At 51.2% G+C, this 18,535-nt stretch carries 13 protein-coding genes; 8 read left to right on the top strand and 5 right to left on the bottom strand.

Features of this window, described 5'->3' with window-relative positions:
- Window positions 1-25 precede the first annotated feature (25 nt).
- From ABD852_RS21550 to rpmH, 3 genes are all read right to left on the bottom strand, one after another.
- Window positions 26-1,681, bottom strand: coding sequence for a S41 family peptidase (locus ABD852_RS21550; protein WP_345032708.1), 1,656 nt, complete (start codon window positions 1,679-1,681; stop codon window positions 26-28).
- 62 nt (window positions 1,682-1,743) lie between these two features.
- Window positions 1,744-2,151, bottom strand: a complete 408-nt coding sequence (gene rnpA, locus ABD852_RS21545; protein ID WP_345032706.1) for a ribonuclease P protein component — start codon at window positions 2,149-2,151, stop codon at window positions 1,744-1,746.
- 2 nt (window positions 2,152-2,153) lie between these two features.
- Window positions 2,154-2,312, bottom strand: a complete 159-nt coding sequence (gene rpmH, locus ABD852_RS21540) for a 50S ribosomal protein L34 (RefSeq protein ID WP_345032704.1) — start codon at window positions 2,310-2,312, stop codon at window positions 2,154-2,156.
- A 301-nt stretch (window positions 2,313-2,613) separates the two neighbouring features.
- On the opposite strand from rpmH, the gene uvrA reads away from it, so the two are divergent.
- The 3 genes from uvrA to lon all read left to right on the top strand — a co-directional run bounded on the left by uvrA (window position 2,614) and on the right by lon (window position 9,736).
- Window positions 2,614-5,460, top strand: coding sequence for an excinuclease ABC subunit UvrA (gene uvrA, locus ABD852_RS21535; RefSeq protein WP_345032702.1), 2,847 nt, complete (start codon window positions 2,614-2,616; stop codon window positions 5,458-5,460).
- 271 nt (window positions 5,461-5,731) lie between these two features.
- Window positions 5,732-7,051: an RIP metalloprotease RseP gene (gene rseP, locus ABD852_RS21530; protein WP_345032700.1), complete on the top strand. Its 1,320-nt coding sequence runs from the start codon at window positions 5,732-5,734 to the stop codon at window positions 7,049-7,051.
- A 162-nt stretch (window positions 7,052-7,213) separates the two neighbouring features.
- Window positions 7,214-9,736, top strand: coding sequence for an endopeptidase La (gene lon, locus ABD852_RS21525; protein WP_345032697.1), 2,523 nt, complete (start codon window positions 7,214-7,216; stop codon window positions 9,734-9,736).
- 55 nt (window positions 9,737-9,791) lie between these two features.
- On the opposite strand, the gene ABD852_RS21520 is transcribed toward lon, so the two are convergent.
- Entirely contained in the window at window positions 9,792-10,238 is a 447-nt protein-coding gene (locus ABD852_RS21520; protein WP_345032696.1) for a hypothetical protein, read from the bottom strand.
- Between the two features lie 203 nt (window positions 10,239-10,441).
- On the opposite strand from ABD852_RS21520, the gene ABD852_RS21515 reads away from it, so the two are divergent.
- A complete protein-coding gene (locus tag ABD852_RS21515) occupies window positions 10,442-10,672 on the top strand; it encodes a cytochrome b5 domain-containing protein (RefSeq protein WP_345032694.1) in 231 nt (76 codons plus the stop codon).
- 22 nt (window positions 10,673-10,694) lie between these two features.
- Here ABD852_RS21515 and ABD852_RS21510 read toward each other — a convergent pair whose 3' ends face one another.
- Window positions 10,695-11,330 (bottom strand): RNA polymerase sigma-70 factor, encoded by a 636-nt coding sequence (locus ABD852_RS21510; protein ID WP_345032691.1) that lies wholly within the window; start codon window positions 11,328-11,330, stop codon window positions 10,695-10,697.
- A 163-nt stretch (window positions 11,331-11,493) separates the two neighbouring features.
- Between ABD852_RS21510 and ABD852_RS21505 the strand changes: the two genes are divergently transcribed.
- From ABD852_RS21505 to pnuC, 4 genes are all read left to right on the top strand, one after another.
- Window positions 11,494-12,492 (top strand): FecR family protein, encoded by a 999-nt coding sequence (locus tag ABD852_RS21505; protein WP_345032688.1) that lies wholly within the window; start codon window positions 11,494-11,496, stop codon window positions 12,490-12,492.
- A complete protein-coding gene (locus tag ABD852_RS21500; protein WP_345032685.1) occupies window positions 12,489-16,001 on the top strand; it encodes a SusC/RagA family TonB-linked outer membrane protein in 3,513 nt (1,170 codons plus the stop codon). The genes ABD852_RS21505 and ABD852_RS21500 overlap by 4 nt, the downstream gene beginning before the upstream one ends.
- A 30-nt stretch (window positions 16,002-16,031) precedes the next feature.
- Window positions 16,032-17,627 (top strand): RagB/SusD family nutrient uptake outer membrane protein, encoded by a 1,596-nt coding sequence (locus tag ABD852_RS21495; protein WP_345032683.1) that lies wholly within the window; start codon window positions 16,032-16,034, stop codon window positions 17,625-17,627.
- Window positions 17,628-17,921: 294 nt separating this feature from the next.
- On the top strand, window positions 17,922-18,533 hold the full coding sequence (pnuC, locus tag ABD852_RS21490) for a nicotinamide riboside transporter PnuC (RefSeq protein WP_345032680.1): 612 nt from the start codon (window positions 17,922-17,924) through the stop codon (window positions 18,531-18,533).
- Window positions 18,534-18,535 lie beyond the last annotated feature (2 nt).

The raw sequence follows: 18,535 nt of genomic DNA, 5'->3' as shown, positions 1-18,535 counted from the left end.
GACAGTATTTATGAGGGGTTAACTATTACCGGCTTCCTTTCAGGATTTCATGATAACGGGGCATATCCTTGAAAAGCTCCAAAGCCGCTTTCAGCTCACGATCATTTCTAAAAGAAGCCTCCTTGAAGCCTTTTTCGAGGTAGTAATGCTTCACGATCTCTTCCTCGAGGAGCGCTTTGATTTCATTCTTGTGAAGCTGCAGATCATTTTCCTTGCTATGTGTCAGCTTCGCCTTAAGCGCTTTGAACTGTCCTTCGATGGTATTGAAAGACTTTTCCCGCCGCGCCGATGCTTCTAACTGGGCGAGGTCATTTTCTACCTGCGTCACATAATCGTAGTCCTTGCCCGATAACCATTTTTCAAACTCCTTGTATTCGGCATCGGTAAGCGAAAATTCAGCGGCAGGTTTAATGGTAGCGTGCTGAGAATGATATTTGACCGCATAGTCGAAGAACAGGCGATTGCTGCCCAATGCGTTGGCTATGGGCGAGAAATTCTCATGCTCAAGCTCAACATCCGGCAATACGCCGCCGCCGTCAAAAACCTTTCTGCCGTTCGCGGTTTTAAATGCGGTCATGAGCGAATCCGGTATTTTCGCAACGCTGCCGTCGTCATTCCGGAGGCTGTAGTCAATCGCCTGGATACACCTTCCGCTGGGAATATAATATTTGGCGGTGGTAACTTTCATCTTGGTGCCGTATGAAAGATCGCGCGTGGTCTGCACGAGGCCTTTACCGTACGTACGCTGGCCAATGAGTACGCCCCGGTCATAGTCCTGGATCACGCCCGACACAATTTCGGAAGCAGAAGCACTCCTGTTGCTGGTGAGCACGATCAGCGGCATCTCGGTATTTTCGGGAATTTCACGCGCATAATAGGTCTTGTTCCATTCCTTTATCTTACCCTTCGTCGAAACAATCTCCTTACCTTTCGGTATGAACAAATTGGAAATCTGGACAGCCATATCCAACAGCCCGCCGGGATTATCGCGGACATCCAGAATCAGCTTTTTCATTCCCTTTCCTTTGAGCTCGATATAAGCGTTCTTGACCTCCTTGGCTGAAGAAGCCGTAAAATCTTTCAGATCAATATAGCCTACTTCCTCATTCATCATACCGTAATACGGCACGTTGGTCATTTTCACAACGTCCCGCCCAACCTCTATGTCAATGGGGGTAGGGTTCCCGACGCGCCTTACCGTGAGTTTAACAACCGTACCGGTCTGCCCTTTCAACAGTTTACCCGAGTCAGCGCCCCGTCTTTCATTGACCTCTACGCCGTCTATTTTCAAAATTTCATCCCCCAGGCGGATGCCTGCTTTTTCGGCGGGAGTGCCTTCATATACCATCATGACGATATATTTGCCATTGGCCGAATTGACCAGCGCTCCTATACCGTTGTATTTACCGGTTGTCAGTGTCATAAAATCCTCGATATCATCTTCGGCATAATAAACCGTATAGGGGTCGAGCGACTGCAGCATCGCGTCAATGCTGGTCTTGATCACCTGGTTAGGGTTAACATCGTCAACGTAATAGGTATTCAGCTCCTTGTAGAGCGTCGCGTAGATATCAAGATTACGGGCTATTTCAAAAAGACGGTCTTCGTTTCTGAATGAAACCAACGCCACGCCCGCTATCACAAAAACCGGCCACCACCTTTTTATTACCGAGGAAATCATATCGTGAGAGTGTTTGAGCAACAAAGACTTGAACAGGAATCCCTTGAAATTACGCCGGCGCGTCACTGACCGCTCCTTTCGGCGGCAGCATTTGCACGCAATTTCTCGAAAAGTCTGACCATGCCGTTTTCAATAACGCCGGATTCGATCTTTTCTTTTGCAAGATATAAAAAAGCGAGGTATACCGGGCGGCTCCGGGGTGAAAGACCGGCAATGATGGATTTGTTCTTTCGATAGGCTTCACGGCAACGCCTCCGGATCAGGTTGCGGTCGACTGCGCGTTTGAAGCTTTTCTTGGGGACTGAGAACAGGACCTGGGGCAAAGGAAGATCACTCGTTTCGTCGGTAAGGTAAACCACACGAAACGGAAAGAGGTAGAACGATTGAGTATCCGTACTACCTCTTTTGAACAGCCTGTCAATAATCCGACGATTCGAAAGTCTCTCGGATTTGCCAAACGTTTGTTTCAATATTACTGTTTGTGACGCTTTTCGTCGGATACTGATAACTTCCAGCGACCCTTCCTGCGACGGGCAGCCATTACCTTGCGTCCGCCCGGAGTCTCCATTCTGGAACGGAACCCGTGTTTGTTCCTCCTCTTGCGGTTCGATGGTTGATACGTACGTTTCATCTGATAATCAAAATTATAGCTCTAAATCCTTTGATCCATTCTCAATTTGGGCTGGCAAAGTTAAAAATTTCCGATTGATAAACAAACAATTCAAACCGAATTAAATTATTCAATCGCTTATGGCACATGGCTATAAAGCGAAACCCGACGCGGGAGCGGCTCCAATCCGGTACGATTTCTTACTTTTGTGGCGGGTTTGCCGGTCCTGTCAAATAACTTTTCGCCTGACAAACTATTTTGCCCGGTTAGCGGTTTATACTAAATGGGGAAATCCGTAAACGACTCCCACATATCAACATACATGCCAGTACAATCTCTCTTGGAAAACGAAAAAGTGTTGTTCGACACACTTGATGCGCGAAAGTATATCCTTATTAAAGGAGCGAAGGTTAACAACCTCAAAAATTTGGATGTAGCTATTCCCCGGAATAAAATGGTGGTGGTTACCGGTCTTTCCGGCTCGGGAAAATCATCGCTTGCCTTCGACACGCTTTTTGCCGAAGGTCAGCGCATGTACGTGGAGAGCCTGAGCAGCTATGCACGCCAGTTCCTGGGGCGGATGGAAAAGCCTGAAGTGGAGTATATCAGGGGAATTTCACCTGCGATTGCCATTGAACAGAAGGTAAATACCCGGAACCCGCGCTCCACGGTCGGCACAACCACCGAGATATACGATTACCTCAAACTGCTTTTTGCCAGGATCGGGGTCACCTACTCGCCCGTCTCAGGCGAAGAAGTAAAAAAAGATACCGTAACGGACGTTGTTAATTATATTATCGGCCTGCCTGAAAACACCAGGCTGCTACTGCTGGCCCCACTGCTCCTTCATAACGGCCGAAGCCTGGGGGAAGAGCTCAGTATTTTGCTCTCGAAGGGGTACAACCGGGTTTTGAAGAACGGCGAAACCGTAGAAATTGAAACGCTGCTGGCTGACGATCATGCCGATCCCGAAGCAGAGTACCGCATCCTGGTCGACCGGGTGGTGGTTAAGCACGATGACGAAGCGCTGCAATTCCGCATCTCGGATTCAGTGCAATCCGCTTTTTTTGAAGGCGACTCAGTGTGTATCACAGAAATTCCGGGCGGCGAGCACCGGATTTTCTCCGATAAATTTGAACGGGACGGCATTACTTTCGAAGTTCCGAGCATTAACCTTTTCAGCTTCAATAACCCCTACGGCGCCTGCAAACGCTGCGAAGGCTTCGGCAAAGTGCTGGGCATTGATCCAGAGCTCGTAATTCCGGACAAATCGCTTTCCGTATACGAAGGCGCAATCGCTCCCTGGCGAACCGACAAAATGTCCGAATGGCTGAAACCGTTACTGGCCAACGGCATCCGGTTCGATTTCCCCATACACCGGCCTTACAAAGACCTCAGCATAGCGGAAAAAGACCTTTTATGGAACGGAAACCAGTATTTCACCGGGCTTCACGATTTCTTCGATGACCTGGAACGGCAAACCCACAAAATTCAATACAGGGTGCTGCTGTCGAGATACAGGGGCCGGACGGTATGTCCTGAGTGCCGCGGCTCCCGGCTGCGCAAGGACGCGTCATATGTGAAAATAAACGGGCATTCCATTACCGATCTTGTGCTCATGCCGGTTTCTGAAACCGGTGCTTTTTTCAGAGCGCTTTCGCTCCCGGACTACCAGGAGAAGGTCGGGAAGCGAATACTTACCGAAATCAGGAAAAGGCTCCGCTACATGGAGCGCGTCGGGCTGGGATACCTCACCCTCAACCGGCTTACCAGCACCCTGTCAGGGGGCGAGTTCCAGCGAATAAAACTGGCTACCTCCCTTGGAAGCGCATTGGTGGGCTCCATGTATATCCTTGACGAACCCAGCATAGGGCTTCACCCACGCGATACCCGGCAACTTATCGGCGTACTGGAATCGCTCCGCGACCTCGGCAATACGGTTATAGTGGTCGAGCACGAAGAGGAAATTATGCGCGCTGCAGACCAGATCATCGACATTGGCCCGAATGCCGGAAGCCACGGCGGGGAGCTTGTTTTCCAGGGCGATTGGGAGAAGATACAGTCGCTGGAGAACAGCGAGGCCCCGGAATTAGCCAGGAGCCATACCATTTCGTTCCTGTTGGGAAAAGACACCGTTCCCGTCCCCAAACTACGGCGCAAAATGAGGGATTTCATCGAGATCAAAGGCGTATCGGAAAACAACCTCAAAGGGCTGGATGTACGCTTCCCGCTCGGCCTGCTGACGGTCGTAACCGGGGTAAGCGGCTCGGGGAAGTCGACATTGATCAGGAAAGTACTTTACCCTGCCCTGATGCGTTCGCGGGGTGAATTCAACGACGATCTGGGCAAGTTTACGGAATTGTCGGGCAGCCTGCACCGCATCGAAGCGGTGGAAATGGTGGATCAGAACCCGATCGGGAAGTCGTCCCGCTCCAACCCGGTCACCTACATCAAGGCGTACGATTACCTGCGCCAGGCAATGGCAGATCAGCCGCTCTCGAAATCACGTGGTTACAAGCCGAGTCATTTTTCTTTCAACGTTGAAGGCGGCCGCTGTGAAATCTGCCAGGGAGAGGGACAGGTGAAGATAGAAATGCAGTTTATGGCGGATCTTTACCTTACCTGCGAAGCCTGTTCCGGCAAACGTTTCAAACAGGAAATCCTGGATGTCAAGTATAAGGAGAAAGATATCACCGAAATTCTTACCATGACGGTAGACGATGCAATTGCCTACTTCCAGGATTCGGACAAAAAACTTGCCGAAAAGCTGAAACCACTACAGGATGTAGGACTGGGCTATGTACAGCTTGGCCAGTCGTCGAATACCCTCTCCGGCGGGGAAGCGCAACGGGTCAAACTCGCTTCATTTCTGGGGAAAGGCAATGTATCGCGGGGCAAGACCCTCTTCATATTTGACGAGCCTACCACCGGGCTCCATTTCCACGATATCAAAAAACTGCTGGATTCAATCAACGCGCTTGTCGACCAGGGCGACACGGTTATTGTAATCGAGCATAACATGGAGGTTATTAAATCTGCCGACTGGATTATCGATCTGGGACCCGAAGGCGGGGACAAAGGCGGCAACCTGACCTTTGCAGGTACCCCGGAAGAGATGGTGCTGCTGACGGATAATCATACGGCCACCTTTTTAAAAGAGAAACTATGAACCGTTTGCCCGGTGTTTTTTTTCTCAAATATGCAAGTAGAGAAAAGGCGCCGGGTCATTTGCGTGCTTCTTTCCTTACCTTTGCGTCGCGATCCGGCATGGGCACGCGCCACGAATGCACCGGTTTTTAAAAAGCGGGAGCCGAAAAAAACCGGGGGCGAAGCAGCAATTCCCGGCCAATCCTGCAAAAAAGGCAGTACCTGCAGGAGATGGCATGACTTTAGTGTACAAGTTCCAGTATAAATATTCATTCAGAGCTTAACGATTTTCAATGGAAGTTTTGGTAATGGTAGGACAGCTGATTTTAGGGTTGTCCATAATTGTGGGGTTACATGAATTGGGGCATTTGTTTGCCGCCAAAATGTTCGGAATGCGGGTTGAAAAGTATTTTATCGGGTTTCCACCGAAAGTATGGAGCATTACACGGGGCGGTACCGAATACGGGATCGGGGCAATTCCGCTGGGCGGTTTTGTAAAAATCTCCGGGATGATCGACGAGTCGATGGATAAAGAACAGCTTAATCGTCCGGCAGAACCCTGGGAATTCCGGTCAAAACCGGCGTGGCAACGCCTGATTGTGATGCTGGGTGGGATAATCGTTAATATAATTGTCGGCATTATTATCTTTATCGGCATCTCCTATACCAATGGAAAAGAATACATTACAAAAGAAGAGGTTAATAAATACGGGGTTTTTGCAAGCCATCTTGCAGAGGAAATAGGCTTCAAAACGGGTGACCGGATCGTTAACATCAACGGCAAGGATTTTGAGAGTTTCGAGGAGGCGGTCACTTCTTCCGATGTTTTCCTGGGTACGAACAGCTACTACACCGTTCTTCGCGACGGCAAGGAAATCCGGATCGATGTCCCGAACAACTTTATCGAAAAACTGTCGGAACCGGGTGCCAGAAGCAGCTTTCTTCAGCCAGGCGTACCTTTTGTGATCGGCGAATTGACGGCGGGGCAGCCCGCGGAGAAGGCCGGCCTGAAACAAGGTGACCAGATCATTGCCGTCAACGGGGCGCCCACTCCCTATTTCCAGATATTCAAGCAGCAGCTTGACGAAGTAAAGGGTGAAAACGCATCCCTTTCGGTAATTCGCAACCATGACACATTGACGGTTTCAACGCCGGTGAAAGACGATGGCACGATTGGTATCGCCGCGAAATTTCTGCTGAACTACGTCAAAGTCGACTATACATTCCCGGAAGCGGTAGGCGTAGGCGCCAAGACAGCTTTCAATGCGGTATTCAGCCAGGTAAAGGCATTTGGTAAAATTTTCAGGGGTGAGGTTTCGGCTACCAAGTCCCTGAGCGGCCCGATCGGGATCGCCAAGATGTTTGGCGGCACCTGGGACTGGGGCCACTTCTGGTTCCTTACAGGACTTCTATCCATGATCCTGGCATTTATGAATGCCCTTCCGATCCCTGCTTTGGACGGCGGGCACTCGGTAATTCTTTTGTTCGAAATGATTTCGGGTCACAAACCCTCCGATAAGTTCCTTGAAAAAGCGCAGGTGGTCGGCATGGTACTTCTTCTCGGATTGATGGCTTTCGCGATCTTTAACGACGTGTGGAAAGTTATCTTCTAACCGAAGCGCCTGCCCGGGGCAACCGTATGCGGTTCGCCCTTTAGCGTCTCATGCGTATGCCAGCCTGACATGTTGTCAAGTCTGGCATAACTATTTTCCAGGAAAGAGCGTGAGGTTTTTGGCACTACACAAATGCAACTGCGCCTTTTTGGCACCATGTTTATGAAATTTGAAAATTCTGAAATATACAACCGGCTGTTGCTTCCCGAAGGGGATTTAGACAGTCTGGAAATTATTCCAATAGGCGGTCTTGACGGGAAGGAAGAACCACTCAATCTCCCTGACGAGCTGCCCATACTCCCCATCCGCCAAACCGTCCTTTTTCCGGGGATGGTAATTCCGGTGACTGTGGTACGGCAGAAGGCAATACGGCTTGTGAAGCGGATTTACAGAAATTCCGATTTCAACCAACGGATTTTAGGGGTTGTTACCCAGGCGAAGCCGCAAAAAGAAGATCCGACATCCGAGGACCTCTTCAAAGTCGGCACAGTGGCGCATATCCTGAAAATGATCGTCCTGCCCGACGGCAACGTCACCATTATCGTGCAGGGCCGCCAGCGCTTCCGGATTGACCAGATCATCCGTGAAGAACCCAATATCACGGCGAAAATAACACCGATTGAAGATAAATTTTCAACCGGAAACCGTAAGGAATCGAAAGCGCTTATCCAGTCCCTGCGCGACAGCGCCTTAAGAATTTTCAGGTTGAACCCGGAAATTCCGCAGGAAGCAAGAATTGCGCTGGACAACATAGAAAGCCCGGTTTTCCTGATCCATTTCCTGTCGTCCAACCTGAACGTGGACGTTAAGGAAAAACAGGGATTGCTCGAGGAAGAAAATGCGCAGAAACAAGCCAATCTGCTGCTTCAGCTCCTTCTCCGCGAAATCGAGATGCTCGAGCTGAAGAAGGAGATCCAAACCAAGGCCAGCTCTGACATAGACGCCCAGCAAAGAGATTATTTTCTCCGCCAGCAGATCAAGGTCCTCCACGACGAGCTCGGGATAGACAGCCCGGAGAGGGAGATTGATGATCTGAGAGCCAAGGCGCTTGCCAAAAAATGGCCGGAGTCGGTTATGCAGCACTTTGACAAGGAGTTATCCAAATTACTCCGGATCAACCCAATGGCTCCGGAATACCCGGTAACCCTGACCTACCTGGAGACGCTGATCGATTTACCCTGGGACCACTTCACCAAAGACAATTTTGACCTTGCGCGGGCACAAAAAATACTGGATTCCGATCATTTCGGCCTGGAAGAGGTAAAAGAGCGCATTATTGAGTACCTGGCGGTTCTCAAGCTTAAAAACAACCTGAAAGCCCCTATTCTCTGCTTGTATGGTCCTCCGGGCGTGGGTAAGACCTCTCTCGGCAAATCCATCGCGAAAGCATTGAACCGGGAATACATCCGTATGGCCCTGGGCGGTCTGCATGACGAGGCCGAAATCAGGGGGCACCGAAAAACCTATATCGGCGCGATGCCCGGTAAGATTATTACGAATATCAAAAAAGCGGGAACCTCCAACCCCGTTTTTATTTTGGATGAAATTGACAAAGTATCGTCCGATTTCAGGGGCGATCCTTCGTCAGCCCTGCTTGAAGTGCTGGACCCTGAGCAAAATTCGGCATTCACCGACAATTACCTGGAGGTAGAGTACGATTTGTCCAAGGTGCTGTTCGTGGCTACCGCGAACTCGCTGGAAACCATCAATTATGCGCTTCGTGACCGGATGGAAATCATTGAAATCACGGGGTATACCATTGAAGAAAAGCTCCAGATCGCGAAGAAGTACCTTCTTCCGAAACAACGGAAGGACCACGGGCTGAAGGCGAGTGACGTCAAGATAGATGACGGCGGATTGCTCAAAATCATCGAAGGGTACACACGGGAATCGGGTGTCCGGTCGCTGGAACGCAAAATCGGAGCGGTTGTACGGAAAATTGCAAAGTCCGTAGCCATGGAAGAAGCGTATAACAAGTCGATCAAAGCTGCGGATATTGAAAAATACCTGGGCGCCGAGACTTTTGATAAAGACATTTACCAGAACGATGACATAGCGGGTGTTGTAACCGGACTTGCCTGGACTTCGGTCGGCGGTGAAATTTTGTCAATCGAATCGAGCCTGCACCGCGGCAAGGGAACGCTCACGCTATCGGGCCAGCTCGGAGATGTAATGAAGGAATCGGCGGTGGCAGCACTGTCTTACCTGAAAGCGCACTCCGCTAAGTTGAATATCGACTACCGGATTTTTAACGCCTACGACCTGCACATCCATGTCCCGGCAGGCGCAGTGCCGAAAGACGGCCCGTCGGCCGGTATCACCATGCTCACCTCGATCGCGTCTATCTTCACCCAGCGCAAGGTACGGCCTTTCCTGGCCATGACTGGTGAGATTACGCTCCGTGGTAAAGTACTTCCCGTGGGCGGTATTAAAGAAAAAATACTCGCCGCCCGCCGGATGGGTATCAAGGAGATCATCATGTGCAGCCGGAACCGCAAAGACGTGGAGGAAGTAAAAGCCAGCTATATCGAGAATCTGGTGTTCCATTATGTGGATACAGTCGATGAGGTGTTGCAGATAGCGCTTCTTCCTGAAAAAGTATCCGAACCACTCGAGTTTATCCTCGACGCCCCTCAGGAGACCGGTTCAACCGGAAAGACTCCGGAACCGGTTGTAGTTATATAAAAAAGAGGGCGGCGATCTGAAGATCGCCGCCCTCTTTTTTTGCAGAGACCGCACATCAACGCAGTTTAAGCGTGTATTCATTTACGGTGTTGCCGGTTTTCAGACTTGGCGATAACCTGGAAAGCACCAGCTTGTCATCATCAAGCGTCTTAATCGTAAATTCAAGCCGCCCGTTGCTGCCGGTAGGCGGTTCAGGACCCAGGTTTTTGAGAATAAGCGTAGTCTCTCCTGAGAGCTCCCACTCGCCGGTGTAAGAGGTATTGTCAAATTCTTCAAGAGTAGCCGTCTTGTTCGCGTCCAGGATCAGCAGGTAATTGCTATAACCCGGAACAGCATTGTTGCTCCCGCCAACCACATATACCTCCGTAGCATCGTGCTTCACCGACTGAGCTACCCAGGCCTTGGCAATACGCTCCGAAACCGGCTTCTTCTTCTTGCAGGCAGTAAAACCCAGTAGCACACAAAATGCCACTCCTAAAATCAAACGCAAATGTCTATTCATGTTCATTAAGGTTTGAGCGATGAGCTGTGAGGCTCCATTCTCTTTGCTAAAGTGAATTCCTCAAAGTTCAAGCCTATTTCATTATCCCCTTACATTAAGGCAAACAAAACAACAAAATAATCTCAATTTTTGACAGGTTTTGAAAACATATTTATAAAAAGGGGAAATTACGCCTTTTGACTAATACGTACAAATTAGAAAGAATGTTGAAACCCTATACAAAATCTCAACTCGCGCTACGCAACGGGCAGGACCGGGAAGAGATTTGGTGCGCTTTCAAAGGTGTAATTTACGATGTAAGCGCGTCCCGGCTGTGGCGCAACGGGCACCATTATGAGCACTGGGCCGGTCAGGACCTCACGGAAGAATTACCGGACGCGCCGCATACTGAAAGCGTATTTGAACGATTTCCGATTGTAGGTACGTTGTTGTAGGTCAGGATAGCGGGGCTGCGGGCTACCAAAGGTCCCACCCGTCGCGGATCGCGAGGCGGATCGCCTTTAGCGATTTGGTTATGTGTGCCTCTACGGTTTTGAGGCTAACGTTCAGCTCACAAGCGATCTCGTGATGCCTGAGGCCCTCGTACCGGTTCATGACAAACACACGGCGGCATTGCGGCGGCAGGTTGGCAATAGCAGCATCGATCCTCCGTGAAAGTTCCTCACAGCCCAGGAGGCTTTCCGGCGTCTCGTAACCGGGCATATCCTGGCACTCCTCTATCCCGAGATCAATCCGCGACCGCCCCACCTCCCGCTGGAGGTATTTGAGACAGTCGTTTCTCACGCTTCTGTACAGATAATACCTGTACGAGCGCTCAACTTTCAAAAAATGAGCCTTTTGCAAAAAATTGCAGAAAATCTCCGCCACGATATCCTTGGCCACCTCGGCCGAAAAAACAAACCTTATGGCGTGGCTGCATAGCGGTTGATAGTATTCCCGGAACAAAAGTTCGAGTCCTTTTTCGGGGTTTACCTGAAATGCTGCCCTGATAAACATCTCACCGTCATCCACAATCCGGCCACCGGCCGCGTTTGCACGGTCATAATTCTGTTTTTCAACATCATCGCCATCCTGTGGTAAAGACAAGCTCATACGATTGCAATGCTTCTCAACAAGTAAGATCCAACTGCCCCGTCTCACCCTAACTTCACTATGATAAAAAAGTTAAATTTTTTCTTCGAATAAAAAAATAAAATACGACTTAGGGTGAATACACTTTTAGGGATCATGTTGAGTGAATGCCCAGTTTCACCCTATGGAAATCGACCAGTTAAAAAATTTATTGCGGCGCTACTTTGAAGGGACGCTGACCCAGGCACAAATGCATCTCTTGCGGGAAGCACTGGCAGACCCGGTCAACCAGCATGCCTACTACGACTTCCTGCACGAGTGGGAGCTTGGAAACCCGCAGATACTTCCTGATACCGAGGCAGACTGGCTGGCGCTATCCGGGCGGCTGAATCAACCCGGTTCCCTGCGTACCGTTGCCCCGACCTGGCGGCCCCTGATCCGGTCAAGCCGCTACTGGGTGGCGGCTGCCCTCCTTGTGGCGGCCTTAACCGGCTACTGGAAACGCGACCTTCTGCTGTATCATCACTACCATACGGGGTACGGCAGCACAAAGTCGGTCAGGCTCCCCGATGGCAGCGAGGTTACCCTGAACGCTAATTCGGACCTGAAATTCTCGCGTTTCCCGGCTCTGATTGGGCAACGCGAAGCGTTTCTGAAAGGCGAAGCAGCCTTCTCGGTGACGCACCTAAGCGACCACACCCCCTTTGTTGTCAAGACCGAAGACAGTCTGCAGGTAAGCGTGTTAGGTACAGATTTCCTGGTCTACAGCCGGAGAGAAAGAAGCAAGGTCGTTCTCACTGAAGGGGCTATTCAGCTCAGGTCTTTAAAATCAGGCGGCGCACCGCTGCTCGTGAAACCCGGGCAGGTAGTAAACGTAAATAGCCGGGGCAATTTCGCTGTCAGCCAGTCTCCCCGCCCCGCCGAACATTTCTGTTGGAAAGACGACCGCTTTTTCTTCGACAACACTTCCCTGGGTGAAATCGGGGAACAATTACAGGAGCGATTCGGCATCCGCCTGCTGATCCCGGATTCTGCTCTTGCCGCAACTGCTATTTCAGGTAACTACCCCGCAGCCAACGCCGAAGAAGTGGTGAAGATGCTCAGTACAATCCTGAACCTGCGCTACAGCAGGCCCCACCCCCATGAAATCCTGTTACAAAAAAACCTCAACTTTCAATTATGACGTTTCGATGGAAACCTGCAGTATTCTGCGCGTTGAGCATACTGTGCAATTCGGCGGTGCCGACAGAAGGGCAAACCCTTGCCTACGGCGTAATTTCCAAACGGCAATCCGAAAAAAAGGCACTTCTGAGCCTGCGTGAATTCCTGATGGAGCTGCAGCGAAAAAAAGGAGTTAACATTGTTTTCAGCGATACACAGCTAACCGGTAAGACCGTTGCCCTGAGCCCGGGCGACCTCAACGGGGATGTGGGACTGCTGTTGCAAACGGCACTGAAAGACACCGGGCTTCAGGTGATCAAAACGCGGAAAGATACGTTCCTCATTATCAAAAATAGCCAACCTGCCTTTCCCGACGAATCTGCGGTACCCCTTCGCAACGAGTCTGCGCGTTCGTTTTTTACGCTGGTGCACCTTTCCAGGTCGCTGCCTTCCATTACGCCTGTTTTCGCCAAACGCATTATCAGCGGGCTGGTCACTGACGAAACCGGGAGTCCGCTGCCCGGAGTCAATATTCTTGTGAAAGGCACCAGCCAGGGGACAACAACTGATATCCAGGGGAAATATGAGCTCACTATTCCGGACGACGTTATGCCCGTCCTTGTGTTTTCATTTGTCGGCTTCCTGACCAAGGAAGAAATTGCAGAAGGCAGGTCACAGATCAATGTCATGCTTCAGACCGACAACAAATCGCTCGAGGAAGTTGTAGTGATCGGCTACGGAAGCTCCAGGAAAAAGGATGTCGTCGGTGCACTGGACATTGTCAGTGTTAAAGATGCAGGAGCCAATACCGCTACCAATCCCGCCCAGCTCCTGATCGGAAAATCTGCCGGTGTCCAGATTCTCCAAAGCAACGGGAATCCCGGGGCGGACGCCCAGATCCTGATCAGGGGCACGGGCTCCTTTACCGGGGTCGACCCCTTGTACGTCATTGACGGTATACAGGGCAACAAAACTATGTTCAACACACTCGCCGCCCAGGATATTGAAAACATTACCATTCTTAAAGACGCTTCATCCACCGCTATTTACGGATCGGCCGCAGCCAATGGGGTCGTTATTATTACGACCAAAAAAGGGAGGCTCGGTACGCCACGGATTACCCTCAACACGCAGTGGGGAGTGGCAAGCGCCTGGAAACGGCTGGACCTCCTGAATGCGTCGCAGTATGTGGACCTGCTGCAAGATTTTGCTGCTACGGCCAATTCTACCCTTCCGGATAAATTCAAAACCGCCGATACCCGCACGGATCGTACCAACTGGCAGGACGAAATTTTCAGGAATGCTCTTGTTTCCCAGAATGACTTTAATATCAGCGGGGGTTCCGAAAAGATCAATTACAACTTCTCTGTCAGCTATATCAGCCAACAAGCCATTGTAAAAGACTACCGGAACAACCGCCTCAACGCGCGCCTGGCCCTGCAGGAAGACTTTGGACGGGTGCGTTTGGGGCAGGCACTCAACGTCCGGTACATCAAAGACAGGGGCAACCGCGCCAGCATTTACAATGCCGTCTATTATGCCCCTTACAAGCCGGTTTATGATGAAAGCATTCCCGGGGGCTTTTCAAATACCACCAATGTTGACGACTTCAGCAACGGCGATAACCCACTGGCAAATGTCTACCTGAACAAACCCAAATCCGGCAACTACGTTCTCTTCCCACAGGTGTATGGTGAAATCGATCTCTTCAAAGGACTCCGGTTCAGAACACAGCTATCTGCCGAAATAGGCGGCGGCCGGTCCGAGAGCTACCAATACTATTACCTGTCCGGCAATAACCTTTCGCAACCTCAACGCGCAACGCTTAATTTCAACAACTACGCGCATTATACGCTGGAAAACTATTTTTCCTACAACCGGACTTTCGGAAACCACAGCATTTCGGCCACCCTTGGGAACAGCTACCTCGACCCCGGGAACACCGCATCGCTGAATGGCACCGGGAGCAACATCCCGAACGACAATATTCAGAACATCAGCGTCGCCCAGTCACAGGCGGTCACCGGAAGCACCTACGGCTATGCCCGTTCCGCAATCATCTCCTATTTCGGCCGGGCAGGTTATACCTTCAATGAAAAATACATTCTCTCCGCCAGTTACCGCCGCGACGGCGCTTCCAATTTCGGCGCAAACAACCGTTTCGGCAATTTCTACGGCCTGGGACTGGCGTGGCGCTTTGTCGACGAGACCTTTGTCAGCAGAGGTCTCCCTTTTCTCAGTGACGGAAAACTCAGGCTGGGCCTGGGCCGTACCGGGAACAATACAATTCCCACCACCGGGATTACCTCTGTGCTCACTTTCAGCGGCGACCCCAATGGCAACCTGGTTTACTCCCTCGGCACCAATGAAGGATTTGTATCGGGTACTACCATAAGAACCTTGTCCAACCCGAACATCAAATGGGAATCGACTGACCAGACGGATATCGGACTAGACCTTGCCTTCATGAACAACAGGCTCACCGTTGCCCTGGATTGGTACAACAGGAAGAGCTCCGGTCTCCTGGTGCGTGTGCCGGTTTCTGGTAGCACCGGCGCCTCGATCAGTGCCGAGCAGCCCAGTAAATATGCCAATGCAGCAAGTGCACAAAACAAGGGCGTAGAACTTGCAGTAGGTTACCGTGACGATGCCGGAAAAGGTTTTCTGTACAACATTTCAGCGAACTTCTCCTACAACAAAAACATCGTGAATTCTCTAGGCGATGAATTCGCCGCTCCCATTCAGGCAGGGGCATTCAGTAACCTCCCGGCATTTACCTATACGGCTGCCGGCTCCCCCATCGGTTCGTTCTACGGGCACCGGGTAAGCCACGTCGCCCGCGACCAGGCAGAAATAGACGCGCTTAACCAGAAAGCCAGAGAAAACAGCGGCCAATCGGATGCCGTCTATCAATCCGGCCTGCTTCCGGGAGATTTTATTTTCAAGGACCTCGACGGTGACGGAAAGGTGACTGCGACCGACCGTGAAATTCTCGGAAACCCGATTCCCCGGTTCCTCTTCGGCTTCAATGCCGGTTTCAATTACAGAAGCTTCGACTTCAACCTGGTGTTATCCGGCGTCGCCGGTCTTCATTTGCTCAACGCCTTTAAATTTGTCACGCACAACGAAGCTACCGGCCACAATACTTCGACTGCTATGCTCGATCGCTGGCGGCAACCCGGAGATAACGCCAGCCTGCCCCGTGCCGGGCAAAGCGCAACCGGAGACGGAAACCTCAGGCCCTCCGACTGGTGGCTCGAAAACGGCTCCTATGCAAGGCTCAGAAATATCACCTTAGGTTATTCCTTCCCCAAATCAATGCTCAGTTCTATCGGGAACGGAAAAGTTTTCAGTACACTGCGTATTTACGTTGCCGCACAAAACCTCTTCACAATTACCAATTACAGCGGCTATGACCCGGAAGTCAGTACACAAAACGACGGAAACTACATTTTTTCCCGGGGGATCGACGACCGGCAGCAGCTGCCGCAGCCACGCACCTTCCTGGGCGGACTGCAAATAGGTTTTTAATCTGATCAAGGCCATTCAAGCGACATTCCAATGAAAAAACTCCACCTATACACCGTTCTCATCGCATCGGCCCTCGCCGTATGGGCCTGTGATGAATCCAGGCTTGATCTCAAAAGCCAGAGCAACTATGACTACGAATCGTACTTTTCTTCGGCTGATATCCTGAATCAGGCCACTATTGCAAGTTATGCCACGCTGCTCCACAACGGCTTGTGGTCACGCGAGTACTACTTCATTTTCGATCTCCTGGGGTACGAAGCCAAGAAAACCACCAACTTACAAGGCGATATGGCGCAACTGGCAGACTATTCCTTCGGCACCAGCCAAACCCAGATCGGCGACCTCTGGAACAGCCTATACCGGCTGGTGCTCCGTTCCAACGTAGTGATTGACCGGGGAAGCAAGTGGTCGCCGACATCGGCCGATGACCAGGCAAAAGTCAAACAATACATGGCCGAAGCCCGTTTTCTCCGTTCTTACGCCTACTTCAACATCGTAAACCTCTGGGGCCGGGCGCCCCTGATTACCGCTTACGACAGTATAACGGCAAACAATTATCCTGCGCGGTCATCTGCCGAGTCCATCTGGCTATTCATAGAAAATGACCTGACCGCCGCCGCCGCCGACTTGCCGGTCGAGTACGACGCGGCCACCGGGCTTGGCCGGGCAACCAAAGGTGCCGCGCTCGCACTGCTGGGACGCGCTTATCTCTACCAGAAAAAATGGGCGCTGGCACAATCTACCCTCGAACAACTCACCAAAGCTCCCTTCGGATATGAGCTGGACCCGGATTACGACCATCTTTTCAGCCTTGAAAATCAAACCAGTAAGGAGAATGTATTCCAAATCATGAATGGCAAATGGACAGACTGGGGAATAGGCAACCAGTATTACGTTTTTGGCGGCCAGGAAACCTGGGGGGGCAAAGCCACCCATTCAGACAGGGCACAGGAATACGGGTTCCGCGACTGGTTCAATACCTACGTCCCGACTACAGTCGTTAATTCGTTCAAATATCCGAACCCTGCCAATGGAGCCGCCTATATCGATCCGCGTGCGAAATATACTTTTTACGGGAACGCAGCCAGCGGCGGAGATACTGACTACTGCAACCGTTGCGCCGGCGGAAAAATCAATTTCCCCTTCAACGCCGCAGATCCGCAGGGGTACTACGTCTGGCGTAAATACCAGTACTACGAAGATGTAGAGTCATACGGCGGTCCGCAAAGCCCCGTCAACGGCCATGTGATCCGCTATGCAGACGTTTTGCTCATGTTGGCCGAAGCCTATATCCAACAGGGCAATTCCGGAGCCCAACCGCTCGGGTTAGTCAACCAAGTCCGAAAAAGAGCCGGCGCCGTCGTCTACACCTCCCTTGGCGACCAGAACAATGCAATGAGCCTGATCCGCAGGGAACGCCAGCTCGAATTTACCGGGGAACAGCTCCGCTATTTCGACCTGATCAGGTGGGGGATCGCGAAGGAAACTATCAATAACCAAAGAAAAGCGGAACCGGGAGACGGACTGCAGCCCTTCCAGGACAAGCACGTGTTACTTCCGATTCCGGACGTTGAGAAAAACTACAACCCCAATGTTGCCCGCGACATAGCAGGGGGATGGAACTAACACCTGCATCGACAAACCAATGATTCCTGTCCGCATACGCGGTCGCCCTGCAAGGGGTGGCCGTGTAGCGGATACATTTCCAAATTACCCCGAAAGTCTTACCTTTGCTGCAGCACAGGGGGTGCCTGAAAAACCACAATGGTTGTGACAGGCTGAGAACATACCCGTTGACAGCATCGGCCTCGAGTCTGTCATACACCTGATCCGGATAATGCCGGCGGAGGGAATCGTGTATCGCAGAACTGATATTCAGCAGCGCACCACCTGGCTTTATGTGATTTTAAACGATCAGAAATGAGCCTTTACGAGTGGATGAAATTACTGGCGCAGCAACTGAAAGAAACGCCCCTGCTGCAGTGGATCGGCGTCGGGTTTTCGGTCGCGGAAGTACTGTTGGCCCGGAGCAACAAAATCTGGTTATACCCCGCCGGGATCGTTTCCACCGTGATTGCTACCTATACACTTTTTCACGCCGGCCTGTATGCCGAAAGCCTTCTGAACCTGTATTACCTGGCAATGACCATCTTTGGCTGGTGGAACTGGAAAAAATACGGAGGCGGCATCGTACAGGTTTCGTTTTCGTCATCAAAAGACTGGAAAACATCGCTGGCAATTACCATTGTATCAATGGGAGTTCTGTATACCGTTCTGGCGCACTACACCCCCTCAACGGTACCTTTCTGGGACGCTTGGGTAAGCGCTGCGGCGTGGGCAGGTATGTGGCTGCTTGCGCGCAGAAAAGTAGAAAACTGGCTCTTCCTGAACGTCAGCAATGCCTTTGCCATTCCATTGCTCATCAAAAAAGAACTCCCGCTATATGCGTTGTTAACAATTTTTCTTTTCGTGGTAGCGGTCCAGGGGTACTTCCGGTGGAAAAAAATTACGCGTGAGCACAGCGCGCGATAACG

It is taken from the genome of Ravibacter arvi (genome assembly GCF_039540405.1).
In the GTDB taxonomy this organism is placed as follows: Bacteria; Bacteroidota; Bacteroidia; order Cytophagales; family Spirosomataceae; genus Ravibacter; species Ravibacter arvi.
The sequence above is the reverse complement of the archived record's forward strand: the minus strand, read 5'-3'. Positions and strand labels throughout refer to the sequence as shown.

Bases quoted from the DNA above. Each gene is read 5' to 3' on its own strand.
- ABD852_RS21550 (WP_345032708.1), bottom strand. From the start codon at position 1,681: ATGATTTCCTCGGTAATAAAAAGGTGGTGGCCGGTTTTTGTGATAGCG.
- rpmH (WP_345032704.1), bottom strand. From the start codon at position 2,312: ATGAAACGTACGTATCAACCATCGAACCGCAAGAGGAGGAACAAACAC.
- uvrA (WP_345032702.1), top strand. From the start codon at position 2,614: ATGCCAGTACAATCTCTCTTGGAAAACGAAAAAGTGTTGTTCGACACA.
- rseP (WP_345032700.1), top strand. From the start codon at position 5,732: ATGGAAGTTTTGGTAATGGTAGGACAGCTGATTTTAGGGTTGTCCATA.
- lon (WP_345032697.1), top strand. From the start codon at position 7,214: ATGAAATTTGAAAATTCTGAAATATACAACCGGCTGTTGCTTCCCGAA.
- ABD852_RS21520 (WP_345032696.1), bottom strand. From the start codon at position 10,238: ATGAATAGACATTTGCGTTTGATTTTAGGAGTGGCATTTTGTGTGCTA.
- ABD852_RS21515 (WP_345032694.1), top strand. From the start codon at position 10,442: ATGTTGAAACCCTATACAAAATCTCAACTCGCGCTACGCAACGGGCAG.
- ABD852_RS21510 (WP_345032691.1), bottom strand. From the start codon at position 11,330: ATGAGCTTGTCTTTACCACAGGATGGCGATGATGTTGAAAAACAGAAT.
- ABD852_RS21505 (WP_345032688.1), top strand. From the start codon at position 11,494: ATGGAAATCGACCAGTTAAAAAATTTATTGCGGCGCTACTTTGAAGGG.
- ABD852_RS21500 (WP_345032685.1), top strand. From the start codon at position 12,489: ATGACGTTTCGATGGAAACCTGCAGTATTCTGCGCGTTGAGCATACTG.
- ABD852_RS21495 (WP_345032683.1), top strand. From the start codon at position 16,032: ATGAAAAAACTCCACCTATACACCGTTCTCATCGCATCGGCCCTCGCC.
- pnuC (WP_345032680.1), top strand. From the start codon at position 17,922: ATGAGCCTTTACGAGTGGATGAAATTACTGGCGCAGCAACTGAAAGAA.